Source organism: Ornithinimicrobium faecis, from assembly GCF_023923225.1.
Taxonomy (GTDB): Bacteria; Actinomycetota; Actinomycetes; order Actinomycetales; family Dermatophilaceae; genus Ornithinicoccus; species Ornithinicoccus faecis.
Genome location: NZ_CP099489.1, coordinates 360196 through 378392 on the forward strand (window position 1 = coordinate 360196; position 18197 = coordinate 378392).

An 18197-nucleotide genomic window follows, 5' to 3' on the forward strand; every position below is an offset into this window, starting at 1 on the left:
CTATGTCCACTGCACCACCGGAGCTGACCAGAGGCCTGCCATGACGACACCCGCCCTGTCGATCCGCGGCGTGCGCCGCACCTTTGGCGCGAAGGTCGCGGTGGACGACGTGGACCTGACCATCGACGCGGGGACGTTCACCGGGCTGCTCGGCCCCAACGGAGCCGGCAAGTCGACCCTGATCGCCTGCACCGTCGGGCTGGACCGGCCCGACGCCGGCACCGCCGAGGTCTTTGGCCGCGACGTGTGGGACGAGCCCGACGAGGCCCGCCGCCTGATGGGTGTGCTGCCGGACAATCTCGCTCTGCCGGAATATCTTTCGGGCCGTGAGCTGCTCGGACACTGGGGTCGGTTGCACGGTCTGGACGCAGCCGAGGTGGACTCGCGTGCCGACAGCCTGCTGCGGGTGCTTGAGCTCGACGGGTCGGCCGAGCGCACCCTTGTCCTGGACTATTCGACCGGCATGCGCAAGAAGATCGGCATCGCCGTCGCGCTGATCCACCGGCCGCGGCTGCTGGTCCTCGACGAGCCCTTTGAGGCCGTCGACCCGCTGTCAGCGATCGCGATCCGCCGGATCCTGCAGAGCTTCGTCGCCTCGGGCGGGTCCGTGGTGATGTCCAGCCACTCGATGCTGCTGGTCGAGTCGCTCTGTGACGTCGTCTCGATCCTGGTGTCCGGCCAGCTCGTGCTCGACGAGCCGATGGCTCAGATCCGCCAGCGCGGCACCCTCGAGGAGGTCTTCATCGAGGCAGCCGGGCAGCCGCAGGATCACACCCACGACGAGCTCTCATGGCTGGCCTGACCGACGAGGTCGTCGACCTCGGGCGCTCCCTGGACCGCAACCGCCGCACCGCCGGCAAGGCCGCGCAGATCGCGCTCGGGGCCCTCGTCGGATTCAGTTGTGCCGCAGGCACGGTGCTGCTCGCCTTCCTGCAGGTGCCCACGGCCGTCCTGGTGGATCTGATCGCGCTCGTGCTCGGGCTGTGGCTGATCGGTTGGGTGGTGGCCCCCAGCTTCACCGGCGGTCCCGAGCTGACCGGCCGCTATTTCCGCCTGCACCCGATCAGCCGGGCCGACCTGACCCGGGGGCTCTTCGTCGTCGCCTGGCGGTCGCTGCCGGTCAAGGTCGTCCTGGTGGCGTTCGCCGTGCTGGTGCCCCTGGGGATCCGGTGGGGCTGGGCCTCGGCGCTGGTCTCCCTCCCGGCGACGGTGCTGAGCGTCGCGCTGCTGATTGTCGCCGCTCGGCTGGCCGCGATCTGGTTTGCGGCCGTGTCCAAGTCTCGGCTGGGCGCCGCGATCAGCTCGACGGTCACCGCGGGCATCGTCGTGCTGGGGCAACACAGTTGGGTCATCCTCATCGCGATCATCATCTCGATGGAGACGGGCCTGCCGTCCGGCGTCACCACCGCCCTGCAGGTGTTGCCGAGCAGCTGGGGCCTGGTGGCGGTGCACGCCGCGGGGGAGGGCGACTGGGGTCTGGTGGTCGCGGCCCTGGCGGGGCTTGGTGTGTTGACAGCACTCCTCTATCTGCTGTGGACCCGGGTGGTGACGGCGGCGACCCTGCGGATCACGCCCGTTCGCGCGCCCCTGCACCGCCAGACCCCGTCGGTCGGGGTGGTCCGCAAGGAGCTGCTGGGGTGGGTGCGCAACCCGCTGCGCGTGCAGGACCTTGTGCTGTCCCTGGCCTATGCGGTCGGCACCTGCACCCTGCCGCTGATCCTGGACTTCGGCGCGGCCCTGCCGTTCATGGGGGTCACCCTCGTCCTGATGGGGGTGACCACCGGCTGCAACCTCTATGGCGCTGAGGGGACCGCCCTGTGGATGATGCTGCTCTCGCCCGACTCGGCCAGGGCTGACGTGCGTGGCCGGCAGACCGCCTGGCTGGTGGTCTATGGCGGCCTGGGTGTGGCCCTGACCGTTGTGGGCTATCTGCTGCACCCCGCTCCGGAGCTGCTGCCCTGGGTGCTCGCACCCTTGCTGGCCATGCTCGGCGGCGGCGCGGGACTTGTCGTCTATCTGTCGATCGCGCTGCTGGTCCCCGGCACCGACCCGCACAAGGCCCGCTATTCGCCCGCCGAGCAGGGTGACCTGACCGGCCCGGCCTTCGCCGCGTTCTTCCTGACGATCGGGCTCGCGGCTCCGACCGCCGGTGCGCTGACGGTCTGGCAGGTGACCGGCTCGGGCGTGTGGGTCTGGCTGGCCGCTGCGGTGGCGCTGCTGACCGGGGTCGGGCTCGCGTGGGGGCTGGGGGCGCTCGCCAGCGCTCGCCTGCGAGACAAGGGTCCCGAGCTGCTGCACCGTATGCGGAGTGGTCCCGTCCACCGGGCGGCCGCTGCTGGTGCGCCGGGCACCATGGACCACGTGCGGGCAGCCTTCCGCGGAGAGGTCCTGGAGGACGGGGCCGAGCTGGACGAGACGGGACCGGAGGTTGCCGGTGAGGCGGCTGCGGTGCGGCGAGCCTCGGCATACGACGCACTGACCCTGGGGGAGCAGCGATGGTTCTGGGCGTTGTGCACCCTGATCCCGGTGACGCTGATCCCGCAGGGACTGGTGGCCATCGGGCACCTGCTGGCCGGCAGCGACGCCCGGATCTGGTTCCTCGCGCTGTGGGTGCCAGACCCGTGGCGCTGGCCCACGGCGATCGCGTTTGTGCTGCTCGCCCTGGCCCTCGCGGGGGCGGCCCTCAGCATCTATCGACGCGGGCGGCGGAGGGTGGCGGAGCAGGCGGATCCGGGGCCAGCGGGGGAACCGGCACCGTAGACTCGCGCCTCGTGACCGAAGCACATCAGCCAGCGCTCGAGGCTGGCCGCGAGTTTGTCCTGACCGTCTCGTGCGAGGACCGGCGAGGGGTCGTCCACGCCGTGGCGGGCGTGATGCTGGAGCAGGACCTGACCATCCTGGACAGCCAGCAGTTCGGCGATGCCAGCACCGGGGAGTTCCACCTGCGGATGCACCTGCGCCGCGAGGGTGAGCCGTTGCCGGTCGAGGCCCTCGAGAGCGCCTTCGGCCCCATCGCGCTGGAGTTTGGCATGCAGTGGCGGTTCTGGGACCGCTCGCGCCGACACCGCACCCTGGTCATGGTCAGCCGTCAGGGGCACGTGCTCAACGACCTGCTGCACCGCACGCGCACGGGGCTGATGGACGTCGAGATCCCGGTCATCGTCTCCAACCACGAGGATTTCCGCGCCCTCGCCGAGTGGCACGGCATCCCGTTCCACCACGTGCCGGTCACGGCGGACACCAAGGCGCAGGCCGAGGCGCGGTTGCGTGAGCTGATCGTCGAGCACGAGATCGACACGGTCGTGCTGGCGCGCTACATGCAGGTGCTCTCCTCGGAGCTGTGCGCCGAGCTGCCCGGTCGGATCATCAACATTCACCACTCGTTGCTGCCGAGCTTCAAGGGCGCCAAGCCCTACACCCAGGCCCACGACCGCGGCGTGAAGGTGATCGGCGCGACCGCGCACTATGTGACCGCCGACCTGGACGAGGGCCCGATCATCGAGCAGGACTTTCGCCGGGTGGATCACCGGATGACCCCGGCCGAGCTGGCCGCGGTCGGCCAGGAGCTTGAGGCGATGGCGCTGTCCCGCGCGGTGCGCTGGCATGCCGAGCAGCGGGTGGTCCTGCGCGGTCGGCGCACCGTCGTTTTCGACTGACCGGACTCAGGGCTCGATGATCGTGACGCCCGGCGTGGTGCGGCCATTCATCGAGGCGAGTGCGGCCGGTGCCTCCTCCAGGCTGATCGTGGCACCGAGCAGCTTCTCGGGGGCGAGCCGCCCGTCAGCAATGTCCTGCAGCAACCGCGGATAGTCACCCGCCGGCATCCCGTGGCTGCCGAGCACCTGCAGCTCGCGAGCGATCACGGTGTGCATCGGCACCGTGGCACGGCCGGCGACGACTGCCGGAGGCAGCAACCCGACCTGCACGTGCCGGCCCCGGATAGCCAGCGCCTCGGTCGTCGCCTGGGCGGTCGCCACGCTGCCCAACGCGTCGATGGCGACGTCCGCCCCGCCACCGGTCGCCTCCCTGATCTGCTCCGCCACGTCGTCGCGCGAGGCGTCCAGGACACTGACAGCTCCCAGGTCGGCGGCCAGCTGGCGAGCGGCCGGGTCGAGGTCGGTGGCGATCACCGTGGCGCCCAGTGACACGGCGACCATCACGGCGGACAGACCGACGCCGCCGCAGCCGAGCACGGCGACAGTCTCCCCGCGGCGCACCCTGGCGACGTCCACCACAGCGCGGTATGCCGTGGCGAGCCGGCACCCGAGACCTGCGGCCACGGCGAAGCTCACCTCGTCGGGGAGAGGGACCACGTTGAAGTCGGCCCGGGGGAGGGCGACGAACTCCGCGAACGATCCCGGTCCGTTGACGCCGGGCTGCCACTGGTGAGGGCAGACGTGGGAGGCGCCCATGCGGCATACGTCGCACTGCCCGCACCCACAGACGAACGGGACGGTCACTCGCTGCCCGACCTGCACCTGCTCGACCCCAGCGCCGATCGAGTGCACCACGCCGGCGAACTCGTGCCCGGGCGTGTGCGGCAGCGTGGTGATGTCTGTGTCGTGGCCCTGCCAGCCGTGCCAGTCGGAGCGGCAGAGCCCCGTGGCCGCGACCCTGACCACCACCCCGCCCTCGGGTGGATCCGGCACGGGAACGTCTGTGACATAGGGCATCTCGCCGAAGCTGTCGAACCGCACCGCGCGCATCGTGACCCTCTCCGTTGGTGTGCTCGCTAGCAGTATGGCGGTCCTGGGTGACGTGCGGGCGCTAGGGTCGGACTGTGGACTACAGCACGATGTTCCGACTGGACGGCAAGCACGCAGCGGTGATTGGTTGCGGGGGGATCGGCGCCGAGATCGTGGAGGGCCTGGCCGCGCAGGGAGCCCGCGTGACCTGCCTCGACGCACAGGAGGAGGTCGCGGCAGCCGCAGCGACCCGCGCCGCCGAGCATTCCGAGGCAGCGGCGCAGCGGGCTGACGTCCTGGACGCCGCTGGCCTGGCCGAGGTTGCTGCTGGGCTGGGTGATGTTGACGTGCTCGTCCTGACTGCTGCGACGAATGTCCGCAAGCCGCTGTTGGACTATGCGGCAGAGGAATTCGACCGCGTCGTCAACCTGAACCTGCGAGGGACCTTCAACGCTGTGCGCGCCTTCGCGCCCGCGATGGCGGCGAGGGGGAGCGGGTCGATCATCGCGATGAGCTCGATCCGCGCGCTGGCCGTCGAGCCCGGCCAGGGGGTGTATGCCGCGACAAAGGCTGGCATGGTGCAGCTGCTCCGCACACTGGCCGCGGAGCTGGGGCCGCAGGGGGTGCGGGTCAACGCCGTCGCGCCAGGGGTGGTGGAGACGCCGCTGACCGAGCAGATCCGCGCGGATGAGGCGTGGGAACGGGCCTATGCCGAGAAGTCGGCCCTCGGGCGGTGGGCCCGACCGGAGGAGCTGGTCGGTGCTGTGGCCTATCTGGCCAGTGATGCCGCGAGCTTTGTCACCGGCAGTCAGTTGCTGGTCGATGGCGGCTGGACCGCGATCGACGGTCGGTTCACCCCGCCGTTCGGCTGAGTGCTGGCTCAGCGCAGCCAGCGGCTCGGCTTAGCGCAGCCAGCGGCCCGGGGCGAGCACCAGGTCGAGGAGGTGCCCGGCGAGCGATCCCGGTGTGGCCGTGGCCGGACGGTTGCGCAGCGGCCGGGCCGAGCCCGCCACCTTGGCGGCGCGTGCCCCGACGTGACCCTGGTCGGCGTGCGGCAGGAGTCGGGTGGTCAGGCCGAGTTGCTCGAGCAGGCTGATCAGGACGGCTTCGCGCTGTGTTGGGTCGGCATCGCGGACCAGGATCTCCTCAAGACGGCTCCGCACCGGGGCATCGGCTCGCGGGCCGGTGGGCCAGTGAGGGCCCGGGGTCCAGACGTCGGGGTCAGTGAGGGCGCCGAGCGAGGCCAGCCGGTGCAGGAGGGTCTCGAGAGTCCCGGGCCGGCTCAGCGTCTGGATCGCGTCGTCGACGCTCAGTCCATCGACGCGGTCGGCAGCGTCGGACAGCAGGTCATCACGGATCGTGACCATCGTGTCGCGCTCCAGCCGTTTGCCCGAGCGTTTGAGCGTGCTGCGCAGCGTCAGCTCGAAGACGAGCGCCGAGGCCACTGCCTCGGCGACGGCGCCGTGCGGCAGGAGCGCCTGCCCGGTCTCGTCGTCCAGGCACAGGAGCGTCAACTCCTCGGCCAGCAACAGCGACATGATGGTCCTCTTGGTTCGGTGTGGGTCTCGGGTGGGCCCGATCAGGGCAGGAAGATGCGGATCCCGCTGCCCACGAGCTCCAGGACGTCCAGGCCATCCCACCAGGACGAGCGGGTCCGGCGCTGGCCTGAGTTGTCGGATCCACCCGCCGGAGTGAGTCGGGGGCGGCTGTCCTCGCCCTGATAGTCCTGCATCGGGCGAGACCTGCGGGCGACCTCGGCAGCGCGTGCCCGGGTGATCTCCGCATCGTCGTCGGGGAGCACGGCGGCCACAATCTCCAGGTGGTGCAACAGCGCGACGAGGGCTGCCTCGTGCTCGTTGGCCCCCTGGCCTTGCGCCAGCACCTCGCGCAGCCGCTCTCGGACCGCCGCCTCGGGGTGCGGGTCCTTGGGCAGGTGAATGCCGGGTGACCAGACCTCGGCATCGTGCAGCACGCCACGGCTGACCAGGCGCGCCAGGATGGCCTGGAGGAGGTCCTCGGCCGCGAGCTTCTCGACGGCGGCCGTTGGGCTCAGGCCGATCGCGCTGCTTGCCGTCAGATCGAGCAGCTGGTCGCCCGTTGCGCTCTGTTCGCCCTGGGCGAGCGTGCCTGCTCGGGTGAGCGTCAGTGCACCCGCCAGGGACAACTCGAAGACCAGGGCGAGAGCAACCCCTTGTCCGGCTTCGCGAGGCTCGACCTCGCACTGCCCAGTCTCGTCGTCCATGCACAGGAGCACGAGCTCCTCGGCGAGCAGCAGCGACATGTTCAGCCCTTCTGTGGTGGCGGCAATCTGGCTCTCGGACGCGCACCGCCGCAGCGTCGTTCCCGCCGTGTGGTGTGGGAGCAGCCAGGTCGGGTGAGGTCTCGTTGCCCATTGTGCCCTGACCGTTCCGGCGGATGGCTCAGCTGCGGACGCCTCGGCGGGCAGCCTCGGAGAAGTCCAGTCGACCGGGCCGGAAGCAGACCAACGTGACAGCCAGCAGAGCGGCCGTGACCAACAGCGAGATGGTCAGGCTGAAGGCGTCGGCCAACCACCCGTCCAACGAAGCGGCCAGCGGGCGTGAGCCGACGAACCCCATGAACCACAGCGCCATGACCCGTCCGCGCAGGAGGGCGGGCACCCGCTCCTGGATCAGCGTCGTGGCCCCGGTCAGGGCGATCATGAAGCCGCTGCCCACCACCCCGAAGAGCAGCAGCGCGGCGACGGGATGGGTCGCCAGGGCCAGACCAAGAGTGCCCAGGGTCATCAGCACCAGCCCGACCTGCGTGACCCACTGCTGGGGGCGACCGCGGCTGGCACCGGAATAGGCGACGTAACCCAGGGCCGCGCCCAGGCCGAAGGCGCCGGTCAGTTGCCCGACCAGGTGGGAGCCGCCGCCCAGCTCCTCGGCAAACGCGGGCGCCAGCGTCATGGAGGGCTCGGAGGCGAAGCCGGCCGCCGTAACCACCATGAGCAGGGCGAACAGGGTGCGGTCGCCCCCCACATGTCGCAGGGCGGAGCGGACCGAAAAGTCCTGATCGACCGTCTCGTCGTGCTCGATGCCATGGGGCAGCGAGGCCACGACGAGCATGACCGCGAAGATCAGGTGGCTGATCGCGGCGACCGTGAACGCTGGCGCTGCCGAGAACTGGGCAGCGATCGCAGCGCCGACGGCCGGGCCCACCACGCGGGCCAGGGTCATCGGCAACGAGTTCAACCCCATCGCGGTGCCCAGCTCGCCCGGGCGGATCAGCAGCGGGATGATCGACTGCTGAGCCGGTCCACCCACCACGAAACCCAGCCCGACGATGAAGGAACCGAGCAGGACGATGGAGGCCCCGGCATAACCCTGCGGGTCACCGTCCACCAAGCACCAGACGGCAATGAAACCGGAGCCGGCCAGGCACAACAGCCGGCCGAGGACCAGCTGGAACGCCAGGTTGCCCCGATCGGCCCACTTGCCGCTCAGCGGTGACAGGAAGAGTTGGGGGATGAACTGCGCGACGCTGACGAGGCCGACCCACAGCGCCGACCCGGTCGCTGCGAACACCACGATCGCGGCCACGATGGCGTGGATCCAGACGCCGATGCCGCTGAGCAGCTTGCCCCAGAAGATGACGCCGAACTGCCGGTCGACGATCAGGCCGAAGGTGCCCCGCGGGGGCAGCGACGCGGCGGGAGCGTTGGTGCTGGAGAGCCGGTCTGTCATCGGCGACCGAACTCCTCGTCGAAGCCGTGCCGCAGCCGGTCGAGGAGTCGGGTGAGGGTGTGCACATCCGCCTCATCCCAGTCGTCGACCAGTGAGGCGAGGACCTCCTGGCGGCGAGCAGTGGTCGCCTCGAGGGAGGCTCGGCCCCGCTCGGTCAGGTGCAGGCGGGTCTGGCGCTGGTCGTCCGAGCACCGTGACCTCGACAGCATGTCGGCGCGGACCAAGGCGTCGACCGAGCGGCTGGCCGTGGAGTGCTCGACCCCGAGGTCGGTTGCCACCTGCCGGATGGAGGGCCCGGTCCCGTCTGCCGACTCGCGCTCGACGCTGCGCATCAGACGCAGCGAGGCGATGCCTCCCTCAAAGTCGATGTCCTTGAGCAGTCGCTGCCGATAGGCGGGCCGCTGGGTCGCTGCGCGGAAGCCGACAACGGCCTCGTCCAGGTCTGCGATCGCTGTGTCCACACTTGTATGTATAGCGCATACATAGTTCTAGTGAAAGTCGGCTAACGGGTGGCACCGGCACGCCGACTGGGTTTGGATGGCTGCCATGATCCGCTTCCCGCAACCGCTCCAGCCCGGTGACCGCATTGGCGTCACCAGCCCCTCAAGCGGTGTCCCGCAGGCGCTCTGGCCACGGTTGGAGGTTGCGACCCAGTGGCTGCGCGACCGCGGGTTCGAGGTTGAGGTGGGCGACTGCATGGACGGGGACAGCTCACACGTCAGTGCTCCGGCGGTGGCGCGGGCCGGTGAGCTGCAGCGGATGCTGACCGACCCGGGCATCACGGCGGTGGTCCCGCCCTGGGGTGGGGAGACCGCGATCGACCTGCTCGATCTGCTGGACTGGGACGCGCTCGCGGCGGCTGAGCCGACCTGGCTGGTCGGATTTAGCGACCTCTCCACGCTGTTGCTGCCGCTGACGCTGCGCACGGGGTGGGCGACGCTGCACAGTCCCAACCTGATGGACACGCCCTATGCCGCGCCGGAGGGCCTCGCGCACTGGACCGAGGTGGCTGGGGCGACAGGCTCGGTCACCCAGCACGAGAGTGGCGTCCACCGGACCGGCGGCTTCGATGACTGGGAGGCGGACCCCAGCCCCACGGCATACCGGTTGGAGGGGCGCGGTGCCTGGGAGGTCGCCAGCGGCGACGAGATCGAGGTCAGCGGCCGCCTGATCGGCGGGTGCATCGAGACGGTGCATCACCTCGCGGGCTCCCCGTTCGGTGATGTCCCGGGGTTTGGGCAGCAGTATGCCGAGGAGGGGCTGATCCTGTATCTCGAGGCTGCCGAGGCGTCGGCTCTGGACATCTGCCGTGCCCTGCACGGCCTGCGTCTGGCGGGCTGGTTCGAGCATGCGAACGCGATCCTGATCGGACGCACAGAGGCGCCGGCCTCCGGCGAGTTCATCCAGCGCGAGGCGGTCCTGGACGCCCTGGAGGACCTGGACATCCCGATCGTCTTCGACGTCGAGATCGGGCACGTGCCGCCGCAACTGTCGCTGGTCAACGGCGCCCTGACCCATCTGACGGTGCTGGACAACGAGCGCACGATCACGCAGGAGCTCGGCTAGCGGGGAGAGCGTTGACTCATATCAGGCCAGGTCGCGCAGCCGTGGTGCCAGGTCCTCCTCGAACTGCGTCAGGAACCGCTCCTGGTCGTGGCCGGGGCCGTGGAAGACCAGGTGGTTGAAGCCGGCCTCGACATAGGGACGGACCTGCTCTGCGACATCGTCGGGATCGGCGGAGACGATCCAGCGCTTGGCCACCTGCTCGATGGGCAGTTCGTCGGCGAAGCGCTCCATCTCGATCGGGTCGTCGATGCTGTGCTTCTGCTCCGGGGTGAGCGACAGGGGCGCCCAGAAACGGGTGTTCTCCAGGGCCGCGTCGGCGTCCCGGTCATAGGACAGCTTGATCTCGATCATCCGGTCGATGGAGTCGCTGGGCTTCTCGGCCTTGGCCAGGCCCTCCTCGACGGCGGGCAGCAACTTGTCGGTGTAGAGCTCCATGCCCTTGCCCGAGGTGCAGATGAAGCCGTCACCGGACCGTCCGGCATACCGTGCAACGACCGGGCCACCGGCGGCGACATAGACCGGGACGCCGCCGTCGGGTACGTCATAGATGGAGGCGCCCTTGGTCTGGTAATAGTCCCCGTCAAAGTCGACCCGGTCACCTGTCCAGAGTTCACGCATCAACCGCACGGCCTCGCGCAACCGCGCGAAACGCTCCTTGAACTCTGGCCACTCGCCCTGAAACCCGCCGGTGGCGATCTCGTTCAGCGCCTCACCAGTGCCGACGCCGAGCACGACCCGGCCCGGGAACAGGCAACCCATCGTGGCAAACGCCTGCGCCACCACGGCGGGGTTGTAACGGAAGGTCGGGGTCATCACCGACGTGCCGAGCACGAGGCGCTCGGTGCGCGCCCCGACCGCGGACATCCAGGAGATCGCAAAAGGGGCGTGCCCGCCCACGTGCCGCCACGGCTGGAAGTGGTCACTGACGAAGACCGAGTCCATGCCGTGCGACTCCGCCGCGACACCCAGGTCAACGAGTTCCCGCGGCCCGAACTGCTCCGCCGACGCCTTGTATCCCAGCTTCAGTTCCGTCATGGCCTCACTCTTCCATGGCCAGCCTCGCGGCCGTCCGGTGGGGCAACTCGCAACTCAGCGCACCGCGGTCGTCGTGAACCGAATCTCCTGACCCGGCCGCAACTGGGCACACCGGTCCACGTCGAGGTCGTCGACATAGGCGATCACCGGATATCCACCGGTCACCGGGTGATCAGCGAGGAAGAGCACAGGCAGACCCGACGGCGGAATCTGGATGGCGCCGCGGACCATGCCTTCGCTGACCAACTCGCCCTCACGCAGCCGGGGGAGTGGGTCACCGGTCAGCCGCACCCCGACCCGGTTGGACTGGCTGTCAACCTCATAGACCTGCGAGGTGAGCAGATCCCACGCCGCATCGTCAAACCAGTCGCGCCGCGGCCCGGGGGTCACCTGGACCAGGAGCCGATCACCGCTCGGTTCGGGGACCGGGGCGACGTCGACGCCCGGCTCCGGTCGGGGCGAGGTCCCCACCGGGAGAGTGGCGCCAGCCTCCAGCGGTGGTGGCCCCAGACCGGACAGTATGTCGCTCGCCCGGCTCCCCAGGACGGGCTCCACATCGACTCCGCCCCGGACCGCGAGGTAGGTGCGCAGGCCAGCGGGCGGGAAGCCCAGGCGCAGCGTTTCTCCGGCAGAGAGCGTGAACGGGGCCAGGTGCGGCACACCGGGACACCGGGCGCCGGTGGTTGCCACCACCACGTCCTCGTCGGTCTGCAGGGCCAGCCCGCCGAGAGTCACCTCGATGGTCGCCAGTGTCGGGTGGTTGCCCACGAGGGCGTTCGCCAGCCGGTGGGCGCCCCGGTCGCACGCCCCCGACCGGCCGATGCCCAGGGCCGCCTGCCCCGGACGACCAAAGTCCTGGACCGTGCTGAGGGCACCGGCCTCCACCACTGTCAGGGTCGTCATGAGGACTCCACGAAACGGACGGATGCTCCCGGCGCGAGCAGGGCGGGTGGGTCCCGGTCGAGATCGAAGGCATCGACCAGGGCGTGCCCGATCAGCTGCCAGCCGCCAGGGGACTCGCGCGGATAGACCCCGGTGAACTCGCCTGCGAGAGCGAGGGATCCGGCCGGCACCTTGGTGCGCGGGCTCTCCCGCCGAGGGGTGTCCCACTCAAACTTCGTGCCCGCCAGATAGCCGAACCCCGGCGCGAACCCACAGAAGGCGACGGTCCACTGCTCCTCCAGGTGGCGACGAACCAGTTCATCCGTGGAGCACCCCAGCGCGTCAGCCGCGTCGGCGAGGTCCTCGCCGTCATAACGCACCGGCACCTCGACCGGAGCCCCGCTGTGGCCGCTGTGCTCACCGGGCTCGATCGTCTCCAGTTGTCCTGCAAGGGATCTGAGGTCGGCGTCACGGTCGCCGATCACCAGGATCGTGCGCCCGGCCGGCACGATGTCCAGCACTGGCAGGTCGGCGTCCTGGAGCGCGGCATACTGCGCGAGCACGTCTTCCAGGGAGTCAAACTCCAGGAGCAGGGCGCGCGACCCGCTGGGCAGGATCCGCATGACTAGGCCGCCGGCGCAAACGGGGCCAGCGGCACGCCCGCTCCCTCCAGGGCCTGCCGGACCTGTCGGGCGATCTCGACCGCGCCGGGAGTGTCGCCGTGCACGCAGATCGAGTCCGGCTGCAGGGTCAGCTGGTCGCCGTTGATGTCCTCGATCGGTTCCCCGGCCGCCATCGCGATGCACCGCCTCGCGATGGCCCCCGGGTCGTGCAGCACCGAGTCCTTCTCCTTGCGCGAGACCAGGTGTCCCTCAGGGGTGTAGGCCCGGTCCGCAAACGCCTCGTGCGCCGTCCGCAGGCCGGCCTCCTCGGCCAGGCGCAGCACGACCGAGCCGGGCAGTCCCATCAGCACCAGACCCGAGTCGTATGCCGAGACCGCGGCCACCACTGCGCCCGCCTGGGCCTCGTGGGTCACGATGGTGTTGTAGAGCCCACCGTGCGGCTTGACGTAGGAGATCCGGCCACCGGCCTGTCGGGCGAAGCCGTCCAGCGCCCCGATCTGATAGGTCACCTCGTCCTGCAGGGTGGCCGCGTCGATGTCGATGAAGCGCCGGCCAAAGCCGGTCAGATCCCGATAGGCGACGTGGGCGCCGATGGCGACCCCGTTGGCCACGGCCTGCTGCGTGACGTGGCGCATGATCGAGGGATCGCCGGCGTGGAAGCCGCAGGCGACGTTGGCGCTGGTGACGATCGAGAGCAGTGCGTCGTCGTCGCCCATCGACCAGCTGCCCAGGCCCTCACCCAGGTCCGAGTTGAGATCAACGGTCATGTCATCCTCCTCAGCCGGTGATCAGATCGATCGCGGGTTGGATCGAGTTGATCGCCAGATAGATGGTCAACACCCATGCTGCCGTGCCCAGCGCGGCGAGCCACTTCGGGTATTCGTAGCCCTGGAGCAGGTCCCGGCGCCGCCAGGCGACCCACATGATGACACCGATCCCGACGGGCAGCAGGATGCCATTGAACGCGCCGGCGAAGACGAGCAGCGTCTGCGGGGCGGTGCCGATGGACAGATAGAGCACCAGCGAAAGCACGATGAAGCCGACCACGAGATAACTCGTCTGTCGCGCGGTGTTCTTGGTGCTCGAGGTCAGGAACGTGACGGTGGTGTAGGAGCAACCGATCACACTGGTCAGGGCAGCGGCGGCAAAGATGACGCCGAAGAGCCGATAACCGACGTTGCCTGCAGCGGCCTGGAAGGCTGAGGCGGCCAGATTGTCCGGGTCCAGAGCGGCACCGGCGTGGACCACGCCCAGGATCGCCAGGAACAGGATGACCCGCATCACGCCCGTGACGATGATGCCCAGGATCGCGCTGTTGGTCAGCTCCCGAACCCGGCCCGGGCCGCTGACGCCGGCATCGAGCAGGCGGTGCGCCCCGGCATAGATGATGTAGCCGCCGATCGTGCCGCCGATCAGCGTGGTGATGGCCAGTGCGCTGAACTCGTCGGGCACCACGGAGTTCTTCAGCGCCGTGCCGACCGGGGGCCCGGAGGTGATGGCCACATAGAGAGTGAGCAGGATCATCAGGGCGCCGAGCACGACCACGGCGCGGTCCATCGCGATCCCGGCCTTCTTGGACAAGAAGATGCCGAGGGCGAGCACGGCGAGGATGATGGCGCCCAGCTTGGGATTGATGTCGGTCATGATGTTCATGCCCAGCCCGGCGCCGCTGACGTTGCCGATGTTGAAGACCAGGCCGCCGACCAGCAGCAGGGCTGCCATGAAATAGCCCAGTCCCGGCAGGCTCGCGTTGCCTAGCTCCTGGGCGCGCTTGCCGGAGACGCCGATGACCCGCCAGACGTTGGTCTGCACGGCAATATCCACCAGGATCGAGACGACGATCGCGAAGGCGAATGCCGCGCCAAGCTCGACGGTGAAGGTTGTGGTCTGGGTGATGAAGCCGGGCCCGATGGACGAGGTCGCCATCAGGAAGATCGCGCCGAGCAGGGTGCCCCTGCCGGTCGGGGTGAGGGACTTGGCCTCGGTGGTGTCGGTCGAGGAGTGCTCGGACATCGTCGTCCTCCGTGTGCGTTCGGAACAACCCGTTGCCGACTGAAGGTAGCGATTGTTGAACAATCTGTCTAGACCTGTTGAACAATCTGTGACGCGAGGACAGAATGGCGCCATGAGTCGGTCGACGGCGCACGCGGTGAGTGAGCAACTCAGCGACCAGATCACCGAGGGTCGCTATCCACCGGGATCCCGCCTGTCCGAAGAGGCCCTTGTGGCTCGGCTCGGCGTGTCCCGCAACACGGTTCGCGAGGCTTTCCGCCTGTTGGCGCACGACGGGCTTCTCGTCCACGAGTTCAACCGGGGCGTCTTCGTGCCGCGGGTGAGCGCCGCTGACGTCCGCGACGTCTATCGTCTGCGCCGCATCGTCGAGCCGCAGGTGGTGCGCGGCCTGCTGCTCCCCGACCGGCACCGACTCGGCAGGGTGCGCGAGGCGGTGGCGCAGGCCCGTGAGGCCGCGACCGCGGGTGACTGGCCCCAGGCCGGGACCGGCAACATGCACTTCCACCGGCGCCTCGTCGCGCTCGCGGGCAGCCCACGGCTCGACGTCACGATGAAGCGCCTGATGGCCGAGTTGCGGCTGCTCTTCGCGGTGATCGATGACCCCAGGTCCCTCTACGAGCCGTTTGTGGAGCGCAACAAGGCCCTGCTCGAGCTGCTCGAGGCGGGCAGGTTCGAGGAGGGGGCGGCCTATCTCGAGGACTATCTGGCCGACTCCGAGGGGTGGATCCTGGCCGCCTTTGAGCGCGCGGAGCAGTCGGCATGACGGTCGAAGAGATCGGGATCTACACGGTCGCGGACCTGGAGTTGGAGCGCGGGCTCGATGAAACCCTCGAGCAGATCCGTGACGAGGGAGTCGTGGGGGCACCCGTGCTGGCAGTCGAGATCCTGTCGCCCTCCACCCGGCGTCGTGACCTCGTGACCAAGCGCGAGATCCTTCAGCGCCATGGCTGTGCGCACTATTGGGTGCTGGACCCGGACGAGGTATCGCTGCGTGCCTGGCGCCTCGTCGATGGCCGCTATCAGCTTCATGTTCAGGCTGCCGGTGACCAGGAGGTGCGGCTCTTCGAGCCTGCCAAGCTCACCCTGCGGGTGGCTGACCTCCTGCCGCCTCGGCGCTGACGGTGGACCGGGAGATGAGGCGAGGCCACGATGACCAGGACCCTGCGATGACCGGGACGGACACGCCAGCCGGTGCGCGGGCGGCATACCGATCGGGGTTGATCGCCCCGACCAGTGGTCACGCGAGCGGCTGCACCCAGGCCAACCTGGTCATCCTGCCGCGCGACTGGGCCTGGGACATGCTGCTCTTCGGGCAGCGCAACCCCCAACCCGTGCCGTTGCTGGACGTGACCGAGCCCGGCTCCCCGCGCACCGAGCTCGCCCGCGAGGCTGACCTGCGCACCGACCTCCCGCTCTATCGCGTGTGGCGCGACGGGGAGCTGGTCGAGGAGGTCCCGGACGTGACGGACCTTTGGCGCGACGATCTGGTGTCATTCCTCATCGGGTGCTCGTTCAGTTTCGAGCGGGCGCTGCTGGACGCCGGTGTCCCGGTGCGCAACATCGAGCAGGGCCGCAACGTGGCGATGTTTCGCACAAACCGGGACTGCCGCCCCGCCGGACGACTCTCCGGCGAGTTGGTCGTCTCGATGCGTCCGGTGCCTGCCGCGCTGGTCGCGACCGCCGTGCAGGTCACCGGGCGGATGCCGCAGGTGCACGGTGCGCCAGTGCACATCGGCGGTCCGGCCTCGCTCGGCATCGCCGGCCTGGCCAAGCCCGACTTCGGCGAGCCGATCGAGTTCGAGGATGGTGACGTGCCGGTCTTCTGGGCCTGTGGGGTGACTCCGCAGGCCGCGCTGATGGCGTCGCGGCCGCCGTTCGCGATCACGCACGCGCCGGGCCACATGTTCGTCACGGATGTGCCGGACGCGGTGTATCGCCAGCCCTGAGTGGGCGATCAGTCCTGCTGCGTCTCGACCTCCACCCACTGCACCAACTGAAAGATCACGCCGTTGGGGTCGGCCATCTGAAAGAACCGCTCACCCCAGGGCTCGGTCTCGATCTCCGTGACGATCTGGACACCCTCGGCGCGGAGCCGCTCACACTCCTCATCGATGTTGTCCACGGTGAACGCGACGAGCAGCCCGTCGGCTGGACCCGCCGCCGAGGCCGGCTTGAAGGTGCTCAGGCCCACCGCGAGATAGATCAGGTTGAACCCGGCGGACGGGTGGCTGAGGGAGGTGAAGCCCTCAGCAGACATGGCCTCGGTGAAGCCGAGGTGGCGCACGGCCCACTCCGCCGAGGCGGTGACGTCCTTGACGTTCAGGCTGATGGCGGACTCGGTGAACTGCATAGTACCTCCTGGTTGTTGCAGTGCTAACTTTATACATAGTACGACGTACAACGTCAAGAGTTTTAGGCCAGGAGGTGTCAGAATCATTCCCGTGCCCCCAGAGACCACCGGCAGCGGCGACCCTGACCAGACCCTGCGACTGCTCTGGCGCGACCAGGTGCCACCGTCTCGGCGGCGCGGGCCCAGGCCCTCGCACTCGGTGGACGACGTCGTGGCCGCTGCGATCGAGCTCGCCGAGGCCGAGGGCATGGAGGCGGTCACCATCCGCGCTGTCGCGACCCGCCTGGGGATCTCGCCGATGTCGGTCTACACCCATGTGCCGGGCAAGGCTGAGTTGCTCGACCTCATGCTCGACGGCCTCTATCTCGCGATGCCCCGGCCGCCCTGGCGGAGCCGGCGTTGGCGCACCCGGCTCACTGCAGTCGTCGTGGCCAATCGTGACCTCTTCCGTGCCCACCCGTGGCTGACCGAACTTGCCTCCCTGAGTCGCCCGCCGCTGGGGCCGGGGCAACTGGCCAAATACGAGCACGAGCTGGCGGCCTTCGACGGCACCGGGCTGGACGACGTCCAGATCGACGCGACGCTGACCCTGCTTCTCGGGTTTGCCCAGCAACAGACAAGAGCGGAGTATGCCGCGGCGCGCCAGAGCGCGGTCAGCGGCACCTCCGATGAGCAGTGGTGGGAGACGAACGGCCCTCTGCTCGCCCAGGTGATTGACGCCTCGACCTACCCGCGTGCCACCCGCATCGGTGAGGCGGCCGGCGCGGCCCAGGGATCGGCATACAGCCCCGACCGCGCGTGGGCGTTTGGGTTGGCGAGGCTCCTCGACGGGATCGGCACCCTCATCGATCCCGATGACGCGGGGTGACCGAGACCACCGCCGTGACCGACGCCAACGACCGGAGGGCAGGATGGCGGGATGAGTGATGACGTGACTGTCCACGATCCCGCACAGCCGGTGGCCCTCATTGCCGGCGACGATCTGTCCGACGCCGACCCCACTCCCGGCATGCACCGTCGGCTGGCCTCGCACTCTGAGGGGATGTGGACCGGCACGGTCGACACCCAGCCGGAGACCGTGTCCGGGTGGCACCACCACGGGGACCACGAGACGACCATCTACGTCGTCGAGGGCACGATGCGCCTGGAGTCCGGGCCGAACGGCGAGACCGTCATCGACGCCGGCCCGGGCGACTTCATCCGCGTGCCCAAGGGCGCGATCCACCGTGAGTCGAATCCCGGCGAGTCGGTGTCGAAGGCCGTGCTGGTGCGCTGCGGCAGTGGGGAGCCGACGATCAATGTCGAGGGACCGGCGGCGAACTAGGACGGCAGGTCG

The 18197-nt window shown here is 69.4% G+C and carries 21 protein-coding genes; 10 read left to right on the top strand and 11 right to left on the bottom strand.

What is annotated here, in order from left to right:
• Positions 1-40 precede the first annotated feature (40 nt).
• From NF556_RS01600 to purU, 3 genes are read left to right on the top strand one after another with little or no spacing between them, the layout of a single operon-like run.
• Positions 41-802 carry an ABC transporter ATP-binding protein gene (locus tag NF556_RS01600; protein WP_252593763.1) on the top strand — a complete coding sequence of 254 codons (762 nt, stop codon included), beginning with the start codon at positions 41-43 and terminating at the stop codon, positions 800-802.
• Positions 790-2760, top strand: coding sequence for a hypothetical protein (locus tag NF556_RS01605; protein WP_252593764.1), 1971 nt, complete (start codon positions 790-792; stop codon positions 2758-2760). Before NF556_RS01600 ends, NF556_RS01605 begins: the two co-directional genes overlap by 13 nt.
• A gap of 11 nt (positions 2761-2771) precedes the next feature.
• On the top strand, positions 2772-3656 hold the full coding sequence (gene purU, locus NF556_RS01610; protein ID WP_252593765.1) for a formyltetrahydrofolate deformylase: 885 nt from the start codon (positions 2772-2774) through the stop codon (positions 3654-3656).
• A gap of 6 nt (positions 3657-3662) precedes the next feature.
• Here the strand turns inward: purU and NF556_RS01615 are convergent, their stop codons facing one another.
• Positions 3663-4706 carry an alcohol dehydrogenase catalytic domain-containing protein gene (locus NF556_RS01615; protein ID WP_252593766.1) on the bottom strand — a complete coding sequence of 348 codons (1044 nt, stop codon included), beginning with the start codon at positions 4704-4706 and terminating at the stop codon, positions 3663-3665.
• Positions 4707-4780: 74 nt separating this feature from the next.
• Here NF556_RS01615 and NF556_RS01620 point away from each other — a divergent pair, with 74 nt between their 5' ends.
• On the top strand, positions 4781-5557 hold the full coding sequence (locus NF556_RS01620; RefSeq protein WP_252593767.1) for an SDR family NAD(P)-dependent oxidoreductase: 777 nt from the start codon (positions 4781-4783) through the stop codon (positions 5555-5557).
• A gap of 30 nt (positions 5558-5587) precedes the next feature.
• Here the strand turns inward: NF556_RS01620 and NF556_RS01625 are convergent, their stop codons facing one another.
• The 4 genes from NF556_RS01625 to NF556_RS01640 all read right to left on the bottom strand — a co-directional run bounded on the left by NF556_RS01625 (position 5588) and on the right by NF556_RS01640 (position 8853).
• A complete protein-coding gene (locus NF556_RS01625; protein ID WP_252593768.1) occupies positions 5588-6223 on the bottom strand; it encodes a GPP34 family phosphoprotein in 636 nt (211 codons plus the stop codon).
• A 41-nt stretch (positions 6224-6264) separates the two neighbouring features.
• Positions 6265-6966, bottom strand: a complete 702-nt coding sequence (locus NF556_RS01630) for a GOLPH3/VPS74 family protein (protein WP_252593769.1) — start codon at positions 6964-6966, stop codon at positions 6265-6267.
• A 139-nt stretch (positions 6967-7105) separates the two neighbouring features.
• Complete coding sequence (locus NF556_RS01635) at positions 7106-8392, bottom strand: MFS transporter (RefSeq protein ID WP_252593770.1); 1287 nt, start codon at positions 8390-8392, stop codon at positions 7106-7108.
• The gene (locus tag NF556_RS01640; protein ID WP_252593771.1) at positions 8389-8853 is read right to left on the bottom strand and encodes a MarR family winged helix-turn-helix transcriptional regulator; all 465 of its coding nucleotides are present in this window, start codon (positions 8851-8853) and stop codon (positions 8389-8391) included. Before NF556_RS01640 ends, NF556_RS01635 begins: the two co-directional genes overlap by 4 nt.
• 76 nt (positions 8854-8929) lie before the next feature.
• Here NF556_RS01640 and NF556_RS01645 point away from each other — a divergent pair, with 76 nt between their 5' ends.
• The gene (locus NF556_RS01645; RefSeq protein ID WP_306270210.1) at positions 8930-9958 is read left to right on the top strand and encodes a S66 family peptidase; all 1029 of its coding nucleotides are present in this window, start codon (positions 8930-8932) and stop codon (positions 9956-9958) included.
• Between the two features lie 21 nt (positions 9959-9979).
• Here the strand turns inward: NF556_RS01645 and fgd are convergent, their stop codons facing one another.
• From fgd to NF556_RS01670, 5 genes are read right to left on the bottom strand one after another with little or no spacing between them, the layout of a single operon-like run.
• Positions 9980-10993 carry a glucose-6-phosphate dehydrogenase (coenzyme-F420) gene (gene fgd, locus NF556_RS01650; protein WP_252593772.1) on the bottom strand — a complete coding sequence of 338 codons (1014 nt, stop codon included), beginning with the start codon at positions 10991-10993 and terminating at the stop codon, positions 9980-9982.
• A 54-nt stretch (positions 10994-11047) separates the two neighbouring features.
• On the bottom strand, positions 11048-11896 hold the full coding sequence (locus NF556_RS01655) for a 5-oxoprolinase subunit C family protein (protein WP_252593773.1): 849 nt from the start codon (positions 11894-11896) through the stop codon (positions 11048-11050).
• Positions 11893-12498 carry a 5-oxoprolinase subunit B family protein gene (locus NF556_RS01660; RefSeq protein WP_252593774.1) on the bottom strand — a complete coding sequence of 202 codons (606 nt, stop codon included), beginning with the start codon at positions 12496-12498 and terminating at the stop codon, positions 11893-11895. Before NF556_RS01660 ends, NF556_RS01655 begins: the two co-directional genes overlap by 4 nt.
• A gap of 2 nt (positions 12499-12500) precedes the next feature.
• Positions 12501-13265, bottom strand: coding sequence for a LamB/YcsF family protein (locus NF556_RS01665; RefSeq protein WP_252593775.1), 765 nt, complete (start codon positions 13263-13265; stop codon positions 12501-12503).
• A 10-nt stretch (positions 13266-13275) separates the two neighbouring features.
• On the bottom strand, positions 13276-14511 hold the full coding sequence (locus tag NF556_RS01670) for an NRAMP family divalent metal transporter (RefSeq protein WP_252593776.1): 1236 nt from the start codon (positions 14509-14511) through the stop codon (positions 13276-13278).
• A gap of 112 nt (positions 14512-14623) precedes the next feature.
• On the opposite strand from NF556_RS01670, the gene NF556_RS01675 reads away from it, so the two are divergent.
• Genes NF556_RS01675 through NF556_RS01685 form a run of 3 tightly spaced genes read left to right on the top strand, consistent with a single transcriptional unit; the run spans position 14624 to position 16457 of the window.
• Positions 14624-15274, top strand: coding sequence for a GntR family transcriptional regulator (locus tag NF556_RS01675; protein ID WP_252593777.1), 651 nt, complete (start codon positions 14624-14626; stop codon positions 15272-15274).
• The gene (locus tag NF556_RS01680) at positions 15271-15630 is read left to right on the top strand and encodes a Uma2 family endonuclease (protein ID WP_252593778.1); all 360 of its coding nucleotides are present in this window, start codon (positions 15271-15273) and stop codon (positions 15628-15630) included. Before NF556_RS01675 ends, NF556_RS01680 begins: the two co-directional genes overlap by 4 nt.
• A 47-nt stretch (positions 15631-15677) precedes the next feature.
• Entirely contained in the window at positions 15678-16457 is a 780-nt protein-coding gene (locus NF556_RS01685; protein ID WP_252593779.1) for a putative hydro-lyase, read from the top strand.
• Between the two features lie 8 nt (positions 16458-16465).
• Here NF556_RS01685 and NF556_RS01690 read toward each other — a convergent pair whose 3' ends face one another.
• Complete coding sequence (locus tag NF556_RS01690; protein WP_252593780.1) at positions 16466-16861, bottom strand: VOC family protein; 396 nt, start codon at positions 16859-16861, stop codon at positions 16466-16468.
• 91 nt (positions 16862-16952) lie between these two features.
• Here NF556_RS01690 and NF556_RS01695 point away from each other — a divergent pair, with 91 nt between their 5' ends.
• Together NF556_RS01695 and NF556_RS01700 are read left to right on the top strand one after the other, a co-directional pair.
• On the top strand, positions 16953-17729 hold the full coding sequence (locus NF556_RS01695) for a TetR/AcrR family transcriptional regulator (protein ID WP_252593781.1): 777 nt from the start codon (positions 16953-16955) through the stop codon (positions 17727-17729).
• Between the two features lie 51 nt (positions 17730-17780).
• Positions 17781-18185, top strand: coding sequence for a cupin domain-containing protein (locus NF556_RS01700; RefSeq protein ID WP_252593782.1), 405 nt, complete (start codon positions 17781-17783; stop codon positions 18183-18185).
• Positions 18186-18197: the final 12 nt, after the last annotated feature.

Coding starts and splice junctions, on each gene's coding strand:
- NF556_RS01600 (WP_252593763.1), top strand. CDS start 41: ATGACGACACCCGCCCTGTCGATCCGCGGCGTGCGCCGCACCTTTGGC.
- NF556_RS01605 (WP_252593764.1), top strand. CDS start 790: ATGGCTGGCCTGACCGACGAGGTCGTCGACCTCGGGCGCTCCCTGGAC.
- NF556_RS01615 (WP_252593766.1), bottom strand. CDS start 4,706: ATGCGCGCGGTGCGGTTCGACAGCTTCGGCGAGATGCCCTATGTCACA.
- NF556_RS01625 (WP_252593768.1), bottom strand. CDS start 6,223: ATGTCGCTGTTGCTGGCCGAGGAGTTGACGCTCCTGTGCCTGGACGAC.
- NF556_RS01630 (WP_252593769.1), bottom strand. CDS start 6,966: ATGTCGCTGCTGCTCGCCGAGGAGCTCGTGCTCCTGTGCATGGACGAC.
- NF556_RS01635 (WP_252593770.1), bottom strand. CDS start 8,392: ATGACAGACCGGCTCTCCAGCACCAACGCTCCCGCCGCGTCGCTGCCC.
- NF556_RS01645 (WP_306270210.1), top strand. CDS start 8,930: ATGGCTGCCATGATCCGCTTCCCGCAACCGCTCCAGCCCGGTGACCGC.
- fgd (WP_252593772.1), bottom strand. CDS start 10,993: ATGACGGAACTGAAGCTGGGATACAAGGCGTCGGCGGAGCAGTTCGGG.
- NF556_RS01655 (WP_252593773.1), bottom strand. CDS start 11,896: ATGACGACCCTGACAGTGGTGGAGGCCGGTGCCCTCAGCACGGTCCAG.
- NF556_RS01660 (WP_252593774.1), bottom strand. CDS start 12,498: ATGCGGATCCTGCCCAGCGGGTCGCGCGCCCTGCTCCTGGAGTTTGAC.
- NF556_RS01665 (WP_252593775.1), bottom strand. CDS start 13,265: ATGACCGTTGATCTCAACTCGGACCTGGGTGAGGGCCTGGGCAGCTGG.
- NF556_RS01670 (WP_252593776.1), bottom strand. CDS start 14,511: ATGTCCGAGCACTCCTCGACCGACACCACCGAGGCCAAGTCCCTCACC.
- NF556_RS01675 (WP_252593777.1), top strand. CDS start 14,624: ATGAGTCGGTCGACGGCGCACGCGGTGAGTGAGCAACTCAGCGACCAG.
- NF556_RS01680 (WP_252593778.1), top strand. CDS start 15,271: ATGACGGTCGAAGAGATCGGGATCTACACGGTCGCGGACCTGGAGTTG.
- NF556_RS01685 (WP_252593779.1), top strand. CDS start 15,678: ATGACCGGGACGGACACGCCAGCCGGTGCGCGGGCGGCATACCGATCG.
- NF556_RS01690 (WP_252593780.1), bottom strand. CDS start 16,861: ATGCAGTTCACCGAGTCCGCCATCAGCCTGAACGTCAAGGACGTCACC.
- NF556_RS01700 (WP_252593782.1), top strand. CDS start 17,781: ATGAGTGATGACGTGACTGTCCACGATCCCGCACAGCCGGTGGCCCTC.